13 protein-coding genes are annotated in these 10,909 nt (G+C 42.9%); 6 read left to right on the forward strand and 7 right to left on the reverse strand.

Annotated elements, in window-relative coordinates; all coding sequences use genetic code 11:
- The 3 genes from K8R76_08695 to K8R76_08705 all read right to left on the reverse strand — a co-directional run.
- Nucleotides 1-155, reverse strand: a 155-nt coding sequence (locus K8R76_08695) for an ATP-binding cassette domain-containing protein (GenBank protein MCD4848254.1), incomplete at its 3' end; no start/stop codon positions are given.
- A gap of 9 nt (nt 156-164) precedes the next feature.
- Nucleotides 165-1,352, reverse strand: coding sequence for a HAMP domain-containing histidine kinase (locus K8R76_08700; protein MCD4848255.1), 1,188 nt, complete (start codon nt 1,350-1,352; stop codon nt 165-167).
- A 118-nt stretch (nt 1,353-1,470) separates the two neighbouring features.
- Nucleotides 1,471-2,853 (reverse strand): hypothetical protein, encoded by a 1,383-nt coding sequence (locus K8R76_08705; GenBank protein MCD4848256.1) that lies wholly within the window; start codon nt 2,851-2,853, stop codon nt 1,471-1,473.
- 211 nt (nt 2,854-3,064) lie between these two features.
- Between K8R76_08705 and K8R76_08710 the strand changes: the two genes are divergently transcribed.
- The gene (locus K8R76_08710; protein ID MCD4848257.1) at nt 3,065-3,712 is read left to right on the forward strand and encodes a hypothetical protein; all 648 of its coding nucleotides are present in this window, start codon (nt 3,065-3,067) and stop codon (nt 3,710-3,712) included.
- 37 nt (nt 3,713-3,749) lie between these two features.
- Here the strand turns inward: K8R76_08710 and K8R76_08715 are convergent, their stop codons facing one another.
- Together K8R76_08715 and K8R76_08720 are read right to left on the reverse strand one after the other, a co-directional pair.
- Nucleotides 3,750-4,157, reverse strand: a complete 408-nt coding sequence (locus K8R76_08715) for a response regulator (protein MCD4848258.1) — start codon at nt 4,155-4,157, stop codon at nt 3,750-3,752.
- Nucleotides 4,154-5,038 carry a HAMP domain-containing histidine kinase gene (locus tag K8R76_08720; protein ID MCD4848259.1) on the reverse strand — a complete coding sequence of 295 codons (885 nt, stop codon included), beginning with the start codon at nt 5,036-5,038 and terminating at the stop codon, nt 4,154-4,156. The genes K8R76_08715 and K8R76_08720 overlap by 4 nt, the downstream gene beginning before the upstream one ends.
- A 230-nt stretch (nt 5,039-5,268) precedes the next feature.
- Here K8R76_08720 and acpS point away from each other — a divergent pair, with 230 nt between their 5' ends.
- The 5 genes from acpS to K8R76_08745 are packed head-to-tail and all read left to right on the forward strand — an operon-like array spanning nt 5,269 to nt 9,553.
- Nucleotides 5,269-5,640 carry a holo-ACP synthase gene (gene acpS / locus K8R76_08725; GenBank protein ID MCD4848260.1) on the forward strand — a complete coding sequence of 124 codons (372 nt, stop codon included), beginning with the start codon at nt 5,269-5,271 and terminating at the stop codon, nt 5,638-5,640.
- A 48-nt stretch (nt 5,641-5,688) separates the two neighbouring features.
- A complete protein-coding gene (acsA, locus tag K8R76_08730) occupies nt 5,689-7,437 on the forward strand; it encodes an acetate--CoA ligase (protein MCD4848261.1) in 1,749 nt (582 codons plus the stop codon).
- 23 nt (nt 7,438-7,460) lie between these two features.
- A complete protein-coding gene (locus K8R76_08735) occupies nt 7,461-7,709 on the forward strand; it encodes an acyl carrier protein (GenBank protein MCD4848262.1) in 249 nt (82 codons plus the stop codon).
- A 16-nt stretch (nt 7,710-7,725) separates the two neighbouring features.
- The gene (gene kbl / locus K8R76_08740; GenBank protein MCD4848263.1) at nt 7,726-8,973 is read left to right on the forward strand and encodes a glycine C-acetyltransferase; all 1,248 of its coding nucleotides are present in this window, start codon (nt 7,726-7,728) and stop codon (nt 8,971-8,973) included.
- Between the two features lie 16 nt (nt 8,974-8,989).
- Nucleotides 8,990-9,553 carry an acetate uptake transporter gene (locus K8R76_08745; protein ID MCD4848264.1) on the forward strand — a complete coding sequence of 188 codons (564 nt, stop codon included), beginning with the start codon at nt 8,990-8,992 and terminating at the stop codon, nt 9,551-9,553.
- Between the two features lie 119 nt (nt 9,554-9,672).
- On the opposite strand, the gene K8R76_08750 is transcribed toward K8R76_08745, so the two are convergent.
- Together K8R76_08750 and K8R76_08755 are read right to left on the reverse strand one after the other, a co-directional pair.
- A complete protein-coding gene (locus K8R76_08750) occupies nt 9,673-10,230 on the reverse strand; it encodes a hypothetical protein (protein MCD4848265.1) in 558 nt (185 codons plus the stop codon).
- Between the two features lie 235 nt (nt 10,231-10,465).
- Entirely contained in the window at nt 10,466-10,882 is a 417-nt protein-coding gene (locus tag K8R76_08755) for a DUF3795 domain-containing protein (GenBank protein MCD4848266.1), read from the reverse strand.
- Nucleotides 10,883-10,909 lie beyond the last annotated feature (27 nt).

Below are 10,909 nucleotides of genomic sequence, written 5' to 3' on the forward strand. Positions count from 1 at the left end.
AGAATTGATTTGAGTGTTGTGGTTTTTCCTGACCCGTTCGGTCCGAGTATTCCAAGGATCTCACCTTTGTATGCATTGAAAGATATGCCATCCACTGCGACAACATCTTTATATGATTTTATAAGATTGCTGACTGATATTATTGAATTGTCCATGGATGATACTCAGGTTCCAGTTATCTGCGGAAGGCGAATCGGTGAGAGAATGGAGGGTGAATCATGATCAGGACAAACGGATATATCGAAACCGAATACACTCCCTTTCTCAGGTTCACTTCTCAGGAACACTTTGCCACCGTGCATTTCGACTATCCGTTTTACGATGGAGAGTCCGAGACCGATACCGGGTACTTTCTTTCCCGAAACGTCATTGTCCTTGATGCGAGCGAATTCTTTAAACAGTTTTTTCTGATTCTCGTTTGAGATGCCTATTCCGTTGTCTTCCACTTCCACACAGATGGTACATTCATCCTTAGTAAAGCTTCGAACGATTATTCTGCCCCTGTCAGGAGTGTATTTAATAGCGTTGGTAACAAGATTAGTAACAACTTCATAGAGAAGTCTTTCAACGCCTCCAACGGGCGGCAGATCTTTCTGGAGGTCAGTCGAAAGTTTGTGTTTTTTGTCAGATGCGATATCCTGATTTGATTTAACAACCTTCTGAATAACTTTATTCAGATCAATCTTCTTAGCATGTTTCCTGACTTGAGATGTGTCTTCAAGCGCAGCGAAGAACTGAAAATCACGGAGGAATGAAGTTGCTTCGTCCAGTCTGGAATGCATTCTGACTATAAGGTGTTTCTGCTTGGTTGTGACTGATGATCCCAGGAGAGTTTCAAGGCTGTGAAGAAGCATTGTCGTCGCTGAAACAGGGGATTTCATGTCATGAATAGCGATGTGAAGGAAAGCCCGCCTGAGTTTGGAGAACTCCTTGAGGGAAGCATTTGTTTTTTTAAGTCTGTCTTTTTTTTCATTGAGGGCTCTGTATGTATTCGCTAATTCAGTACTCAATTCACCGATCACCGTTGCTACGATCAGGAATAATCCGACTCGGATTAAATCGGCCCAGAGAGGACTTGTGAAGCTGGAGAATAATCTAAAAACGAGAACATCCATTCCCAGAATCATCGCTACATATATGGACTTTCGACCCCACCAGAAACTGGCGAAAATGATAGGAACATATGCGAAATGCGAATAACCGATATTCCGATGAAGTTCCAGATTGAAATAAGCGCTAAGGACTATGAAACCAGATACAAGAGCACCTACAATTACATATCTGTTTCTGGAGCTTGGTATCTTCTCCTGAATCATCCTTGTACTGGATTTGGTGTCAGAATCCGGATTCATCCTGTTCTCTCCATTTTCATGATATGCGGGTCAGCAAGCTTAATATATCGCGTATTCGGAGTGATTACGCAAACTGCAGAAGCTGAAAAGATAGTCTTTAAAAAGGGTGATTGTCCAGTCAGAAGATTCTCCAGAGAGTTACAGAATCCTCACCGCATATCACGTTCGATCTGCTTCCGAAACCAGCCAGAAATTCAATGGATTCACCGGCTTCAGAGACAAGGTTGGAATACTGCCCTGGAAACGCAAGAAGATAGTCCGCATTTAGCTCGATCCAGTACCAGTCCTCAGTATTTTTTCCTGGAAGCCTTTCAGGAGTGACAAGACCGTCAAGATCCAGAATGTGCATATTCGTAATCCATTTTACCGCACCGATATCTGCGGAGGCAACCGTCTCTGTGTCTGTCGCGATGGCAGCAAGGTAATCAGCTGGATCAACATCAATAGCGCCAACATCACATGAAGCTTCTGTTCGCCGTTCTCCGAAAATCAGTAAACCCGGAAGCATTGAAGCGGCAAGAAGAGCGGTGTTCAATTTTTTTCTTTGCAATCCGCTCAGCCAGTGTCCAGCAACGAGAACTGTTGCTGTAAGGGCTGGAACATAGTACCTCATCTGAAAAAAACTGTTCGGCTGAAGGAAAAGGGAAGCAGCAAAGAGCAGAATCGGGAATGAGCCCAATGCAATATTCCTTCTTCTGTGTTCAGCAGGAGGTGTTCTGAGTAATTCTATTATTGAAGCAACTGCTGCGAAGATAAGGAGTGGAGAAACAAGAAGCAGGTTCTTCAGCAATCCTGGAAGACCGGATGATGCAGATGAAAACCAGTTGACAGATTGTTTTGCGTAAAAAGTAGAAGGAAGCAGCAGACCGGCAGCATGAAGATTCCATAATATCCATAGAATCCCGACGACAAATGATGGTGCCAGCAGAATAAGAATATTTCGAACACTTCTCCCGGGCATGGCGAAGATCAATGGTACTGCGAGAATTGCAAGCTCAGGTCTGCATAGAAAAGCTCCGGCGAGAATGAACGGTCTGAGAGCGAGCATATTCTCATCCCTGATGCTTTTCCATAGTACGATTACAAAAAGAGAAGCAAGCGCTGTCTCCATGCCGCTTGATGCATGGAAAAAGAATGGTCCGGTCATCAGCATTAGAAGCCCTGCCCATGGACCCGCGGCAAGCAGTGCCAATGCAGCAGCGATAAGGGAGAACCCCATAAGAACAACCGGAGCCGCTTCAGTGCCGGATATAGAAGCAAGGGCAGAAGGGAGAAGCCATAGAGGGCTTGTAAAGCCTGAAGATGTCTCACCCTGGTTGAAGGAGAGAGGGCTTCCGGAGAAAAGACTCCTGCCGAACACCAGGTGGATGTATGTGTCGTCCATAGGTGGTATCAGTGGTCTGCACTCCCGTAGCGTCAGCACAAGTAATGTGCAGACTATCAATGCCGTCGGAAGGATTATCCGATACTTGTTCTTGAGGTTCCTTGAAGATTTTTTCATGTGGGTTTTATCGTTTCCCGGCTAAGCTCTGTCAAGAGAACGATGCGTATTTCAATCGGTTAATTCGGGATTAAAACCTTGACGTGAGTTAATCAAGTGTTATTGTAATTTCTTTTGGGAGCAACAACTAATATCTATTGAGATAGTAACTTAACTATTTCGTATGAAGTAGATGAGATCCGGATAAGTTACGATCTGAAAGGTTATTAAAATGAAGGTGTTTCTTTTCATTTTTCTATGTGATGTTGCAGTATTAGGAAATCATGATTCAGGATACGGGCAGTTCCTGTGTTCAGAAATCCATTCTCCGACTCAGACAGACGATTATCTCTTTTCACAGTATTTCAACATGGACTATCTGGCAGACGGGCTCTTCGTTATGAATATCGATGGATTTGCCGCTGCAGACAATTTCATACTTAATTCAGAATCCGATATTGGCTCTATTACTTTCTGGACTATTCATGGAAATACTCATCCGAATGAGATAGCTCTTGAGATATTTGAAAACACAGGTGGAGGTCAGGGTAATTATGTCTGGGGAGAAATAGTACCTACCGAATACATGACTGAGACCCTAACCGGATTTTCCATGTGGGGCTACGAATTGTGGGAGCTTGAACTTGATCTCCAGACAAATCCTACTCTGGCTGAAGGGGAATACTGGCTGACTATGACTGTTCTTAATTCCATCGGTCCTGATGCATGGCTGATATGCGACCCCATATACACAGATTGTATGTATCAGATTAGTTATGATGTATGGTGGATCATTCCCTACGATGCATTTTTCTTGATAGAGGGTGTTGAGACAGCTCTTGATCATCAGACTTGGGCTGGTATCAAGTCAATCTGGTAACAGTCAATAACGTAAGAAAGCTATCTTTTGCGGCAGGCTAGGGTGCTCCAATAAGTTTACTGATTTCTGCAAGCAATTCATCGATTTCGATAGGTTTTTCCATGAAAGTGTTTACAGGTATATATTTCGAATCCTTCCCCGCATCTTTTTCGAAGTGGAATTTCACCATATCTGCATCCTGATTTACTGCGGTTATCATAATTATGGGAATTTCCTTGATACTTTTGTCCGCCTTAATTTTCTCGCTTACCCATATGCCGTCGCCTTTGGTTTTCATCATAATGTCCAGCAGCATGATGTCAGGAGCTTTCTCGATAACTTTTTTCAGTGCTTCTTCACCGTTATAGGCAGTACGGGTTTCGTAACCATTACTCTTTAGGACTATTTCAATGGTTTCAACAAAATCAATATCATCATCAACAATCAGCACTTCTTTTGACATCATTTCTCCTTTTTTTGAGTTTCAGGAAACCGTACTTCTATTGTAGTTCCTTCATGCAATTGGCTCTTTACCTTAATACAGCCTCCATGAGCGTTAACTATTCTCTTTACGAGAGAAAGTCCAAGTCCTATCCCATCCTTTCTGAGATTATATCTGTCATTTTCACCTCGGAAGAACATGTTGAATATCTTCGGTAGATCTTCTTCTGTAATACCTGTGCCGTGATCCTTTACTATAAATAGAAAGAGATCCTTTTCTTCCTGTCCTGTAACTTCCACACGGTCTCCGGGGTTGCTGTATTTTATTGAATTCTGAATTAAATTAGCGAATACTCTCCTGATAAGTTCTGCATTCCCGTAAATACCGGGACAATTATCGCAGAGATTCCAGTTTATTTCAATATCACAGTATTTTGCATATTCATTCATATCTTCAGTAAGTGAAGTAAACAATTCTCCAATATTGAATTTTTCCTTATCAAGTTCATTTGCCCTTTCCTCAAGACGGGAAAACATTAATAAATCATCTAAAAGTCCTGTAATACTTTTTATCCGCAATTTAGCTCTATTTAGAAATTCTTTTTGCTTATCAATGTCTCCGTCGAGATAACCACTCAATATTACGTTAATAATATTATATATAGAAGCCAGAGGTGCTTTTAATTCATGGGATATTTCAAAAGTGAATCTGGTTTTAGCTTTTGTTAACTCAACAGTTTCCTTATAATGTTCACTGCATTCCTTCGTAGCTTCAATTGAACTGGCATTCAGTTTCTCCAGAGTTTCAATCAGGAGTGCAATATAAGATTCAAAATTACTGTGCCATTTTTCAATTCTATTCAAATGACATTCATGGTCAGTTACCTTACAGTCTTCAGAATTCATATAATTCCCCTTAAATCTATATTCAGATATATTAACTATGGAAGATATATAAGTATGTCAACCTGAATATTCAGTGGGATCTTAAGGGAAAAGACCGTTCCCGAAGAAGCTTCGTCAGCAGCTTCTTCATAAGTACAATTATTCTTAAAACGGTGGACACGGCAAGATTCTCGTGTTAGAGTTCACATGCTGTTATTACTACGAAATATATTTTCCGGGAGAACATTATTTTGAGAGTAGTCGGGGTTGGAATTGATATTGTCGATCTTGATACTTTCAGGGCTCGGCTCAATAAAGGCATGATTGAGGAACTGTTTATGCCGGATGAAGTTAAGTACTGTTCAGGCAGAGCCAGACCATGGGAAAGCTATGCCGCCAGATTTGCAGCAAAAGAAGCCACTTTCAAAGCGCTCAGTGCCGGGCTCTCTCATGGACTTCGCTGGAAGCATGTAGAAATTGTGAAGGATGAATCCGGGGCGGTTGCGGTTCGATTATCAGATGAAGCACTTAAGAAGGCTCAAGAGAAGGAAGTAAAGGAAATATACCTTTCTGTCAGTCATACGAAGTTGAATGCAATAGCTGTCGTGGTGATGGAAGGCTGATCAAAACCCTGAAAAAACAGATATCGGAACGGTTGGAAGGAGCGAACTTTGAGCAACATTGAATCCTACGAAAAAGTAAAGAATAACTTCAGCTGGAACATCGCAAGAGATGTGATGGATTGGAAAGATGGTGAACTCCTTAATATAGGAGCCATGTGTTCCGATCGGATTTGCGACAGGGGAGATGCTGACAAAACAGCTCTCATCTGGGAGGGATTCGGAGACAGAAAAGCAAAATACACATTTAATGATCTCAGGATATACTCAAACGGATTTGCGCAATTCCTGAAAGAACAGGGAATCGAGCCGGGAGATAGAGTCTGTATCTTTATGGACAAAATTCCCAGTCTTTATTTCTCATTTCTTGGCATTCTCAAACTTGGAGCGATTGCTCAACCGCTTTTTTCAGCGTTTGGCGATGAATCTCTGGAGGTCAGGCTGGCCAGCGCCAATACGAAAGCTATTCTGACAACCCGTAAACATGTCAGGAAGGTCAGGAAGATAAAGGACAAACTTCCTGAACTGAAGAACATCATTGTTGTTGAAGGTGATCCGGCCAAGCTGAAGGAAGGCGAAGTTTTCTTTGATGTGGAGAGCGCTCCGAGAATTGAAGAATTCGACGTTTTTAAATCAGATTCCGAATCACCATCCGTTCTTCACTATACATCAGGTACAACAGGGCAGCCCAAGGGTGCTCTTCATGTTCACAGCTCTGTCTGGGGCCAGGCTCTCACCACGAGCTGGGTTCTTGATCTCAAGGATGATGATATTTACTGGTGTACTGCAGACCCCGGTTGGGTAACAGGCACAAGTTACGGCATCATCGGCCCCTGGGTTCTTGGAATCACACAGTGTGTTCTTGATTCCGGTTTTACATCTTCAAGATGGTATCAATTCATTCAGGATAATAAAATTTCTGTCTGGTATTCGGCGCCAACTGCTATCAGAGCGCTTATGAAAGATGGCAATGAACTCGTTGGTAAATTTGATCTCTCTACCTTAAGGCATCTTGCATCAGTGGGAGAACCACTCAACGCCGAAGCCGTCATCTGGAGCGGTGAAGTATTCAACGGACTGCAGTTCCATGATACGTTCTGGCAGACTGAAACAGGCGCAATGATGATTACGAACTTCCCCGGTATGGAGATACGTCCCGGATCCATGGGAATGCCTTTCCCGGGGATATCGGCTGCTGTTCTTGATCTTGAATCTCATGAACCGGTTACGGAACCGGGCAAAGTAGGTCTGATAGCATTCCGACCCGGGTGGCCTTCCATGTTCCGAAGTTATTGGAAACAGCCGGATATATACAGGAGCAAGTTCGTTGGAGCCGCAGAAGACGCAATGCCTGATGAACTTAGAATGAATCCTGAGCTTTGGTATGTATCAGGTGACAGAGCAAGCATTGACAAAGATGGCTACTACTGGTTTGTGGGAAGGGATGACGATGTCATTAACACAGGCGGTCATCTGGTTGGACCTTTTGAGATAGAATCAGCTCTGGTGGAGCATGAGGCTATTGCTGAAGCAGCTGCCGTGGGCAAGCCTGATGAAGTTAATATGGAGGTTGTAAAGGCTTTCGTTACTCTGAAGCCGGGGTACGAACCTTCCGATGATCTTGAACTGGATATCATGAATTTTATCAGAAAAAGACTTTCTCCGCTTGCGATGCCGCAGGAGATCGAATACATGGACAGACTCCCTAAAACACGCTCGGGCAAGATAGTAAGAAGGTATCTGAAGGCAATTGAATGGGGCGAAGATGTTGGTGACATATCAAGTCTTTCTGACGATTAATAGCAGAACTGAAAGGATCTGAAATGGAAGAGATGAAAAGTGCCGTTCTGGAGTACATAGTCGATGAATACCTTGATGAAGATGATGAGGATGAAGTATCTTTCGATTCTCCTCTGATATCCTCTGGTATAGTCGACAGTTTTTCCATGGTGTCTCTCAAGAGATTTGTTGAGAATAAGTACAGTATCAAACTTCCGGATGAGGAAGCGACTCCTGAAGCGTTTGATACAGTCAACTCCATATGTGATCTTATAAAAAAGCACCTGGGATAATCGGAGGAGGTGACAAATGGCTTTTTCAAACGATACTAGAAACCTGTTCACGAATGAGATTGAGAAGATCAAGGATGATGGTCTTTACAAGGAGAAACGGTTCATCTGTTCCGAACAGGATGCTGAGATCGAGGTTGAATACCCCGAGGGTGCTGCCCACAAGAAGGTCTTAAATTTCTGCGCAAATAATTACCTCGGGCTTTCCAGCCATCCCGATGTTATCAAGGCAGCCCACGAAGGGCTTGATACACGCGGTTACGGGATGAGTTCTGTGAGATTCATCTGTGGTACGCAAGATATTCACAGAGAACTGCAGGACAAGGTATCCGCATTCCTGGGCATGGAGGATACCCTTCTTTTCCCCTCATGTATGGATGCCAATTCCGGTGTATTTGAGGCAATACTTTGCCAGGATGATGTTATCATAGCTGACAGGCTGATTCATGCATCACTGGTGGATGGTATCCGTCTATGTTCAGCGGAGTACGATACATTCAAGCATATGAACATGAAACATCTCAGGAAGAAGCTGGAACTCCACCAGAACAAAAGAACAAGGCTGGTGGTTACGGATGGTGTTTTCTCGATGGACGGCGATCTTGCGCCTCTTGATGAAATGGTTGCTCTCTGCAACGAGTACGACGCGATGCTTCTGGTTGATGATTCGCACGCATCCGGATTCATAGGGAAAACAGGACGCGGAACTCATGAGCATTATGACGTCATAGACGGGATCGATCTTATCACCACAACTTTCGGCAAGGGGCTGGGAGGAGCCTCCGGAGGCTGTGTATCCGGTCGCAGAGAGCTGATTGAATTGTGCCGTCAGAAGGCGCGTCCATACCTCTTCAGCAATTCTCTTGCGCCCCCGATAGTCAATGGATCGATCAAGGTAATAGATCTGATAACCGCCTCTACAGAGCGCAGGGATAAACTTGAATGGAATACAGACTACTTCAGGAAAGGAATGGAAGAAGCCGGTCTCAACATCCGACCAGGAGTTACTCCAATAGTTCCTGTAATGCTGTACAATGCAAAACTGGCTAACGATATGGCCCGGGATATGTATGCGGAAGGCATCTATGTAATCGGGTTCTGTTTCCCTGTTGTTCCTGCTGGCGCAGCCAGGATTCGTGTGCAGCTCTCTGCTGCGCATGAAAAAGAACATCTTGACAAATGCGTTAAAGCCTTCAAAAAGATAGGGGCCAAATACGGCATTCTGGGCATGGACAAGAAAGAAATAATAGCGAAATACGGTAACTAATCCTATTGGAGGGTGAATGAAAGACGCTCTTGCAAATCCTGCCCCGCTGGGACTCATGGGTTTCGGTATGACAACCGTCCTGCTCAACATTCACAATGCGGGATTTTTCGAGAACGACATCATGATTCTGGCCATGGGCATTTTCTACGGTGGCCTTGCACAGGTCATTGCCGGAATAATGGAGTTCAAAAAAGGTAACACATTCGGAACAACCGCTTTTACAAGTTTTGGCCTTTTCTGGCTGACACTTGTCTTCATACTTCTGGGAGCGAAGTTCGAATGGTACGCATTCAGCGGTGTCTTTCTCGGCTGGTACCTGTTCATGTGGGGTCTCTTTACTTTCTGCATGTGGGTAGCTACATGGAAGAAGAACCGCGCGCTGCAGTTCGTATTTCTGAGTCTGACTGTTCTGTTCATGCTTCTTGCTCTTGGGCACTGGTTCGAGATGCCGGCATGGTTTGGTCTTTTCACCGGCCTTGAAGGTATTATCTGCGGCTTATCCGCCATCTATCTTGCAGCAGCTGAAGTTATCAATGAATCAAAGGGAAGAACGGTACTGCCGATCTGTCCTGTTGACTGATTCAGAAAAAAGAAAACAAGGGGGCATCAACGGTGCCCCCTTATGGTTACGTATGAAGTGTTACCTGAGCATATAGAGAATCAGGATTTAGAAACAGAATCCTTCACTTTCAGGTTTCGTTAAAAGATCATTTCAAGTATAACTCCCGTTACAAGTATTACTATGATAGTAGAATGAACCCAATATTTTTTACTTATTGCCAGTGTAATTGTCAAAATAGGGAATATAGTAACAGCAAGGATCGTAGAAATTTCTATCGGGCCTGATTGATGGAATTGTTTAATAAGGTTTATTAATATAGACAGGATAACAACAGAACTCATTAATCCCCAGAAGTATCTATGATTTTTGAAATAGTAACTTTTTAAATCAACTCCTTTTTTTTCAATCACATCAGGTAAAGCAGTTAAAACCAACAAGAATGTTAAGAGTAACCAATGTCCGTATGCTATAAAAATATATACATTCATTGAAAATGTACTACCCTGAGAAGGTAATAAGCCCCACCAATTATTTAAAATAGTTAAGAATAAGTACCAGGCAGTTAGAAGTGGTAACCAGTGCCATTTTACGGTTTTTCTGGATCTGATAAGTTTATGAAAACTTAAGAACAAATCGGCTAACATCAGTCCATACACTATAGTAAATAGCGTAATTACAATATCATACTTCGACATGACCAATCACCCGATGTTTCTAATATTACTGTTATTGATTTACTTTTCACAAATTACATATCCCGGAAAAGTGTAGATTAATACCAGATGTACACCTCAAATCAGCAGACAAGAAACATGAGCTATTCCCCTGGTCGCTGTTCTGCTATAATTCTGTATATAACATCGATATACTCAGCGAGCATTTTCGCTGAGATCACCGATACCCCCCTTTGGTTAACCGAATGTCCTTCGGTTAAATTTTCCATGCCTTCTTAAAATACGTTTCTTGGACACTTTTTGCCTTATCCTTCGCCCATGATTCCAACCCCATCTTCTTTATTAAGCACAAATTGAAAACTTTAGTATTGTGTGGAACTTGCGCTGCTTTATCTGCATATGGATGAAGATGATCACAAGGGAAGTCGTTACACTCACTACAAAACTTAATCCCTTTTTTCCCGATACACTTATAAACGTTACATGGCTCGGTCATACCAAGAAAAGCAATTTTGCCGTCCTCATTTCGACACCCGCCACACGATGCCTGTTCAATAGAGACCCCAAGTTGCTGGGAAATGTTAGCTCGTAGTGCTTCATTTTCGTTTGCTAAATACATCATGCAATTGAAACAATCCAAGCCACAAGGTGCTGTCATTTGAAGATAGTCCATTTTGCCTCCTTTCTTTTGAGGTATAAC

The sequence above is a fragment of the Candidatus Aegiribacteria sp. genome (assembly GCA_021108435.1).
GTDB lineage: Bacteria > Fermentibacterota > Fermentibacteria > Fermentibacterales > JCC-6 > Aegiribacteria.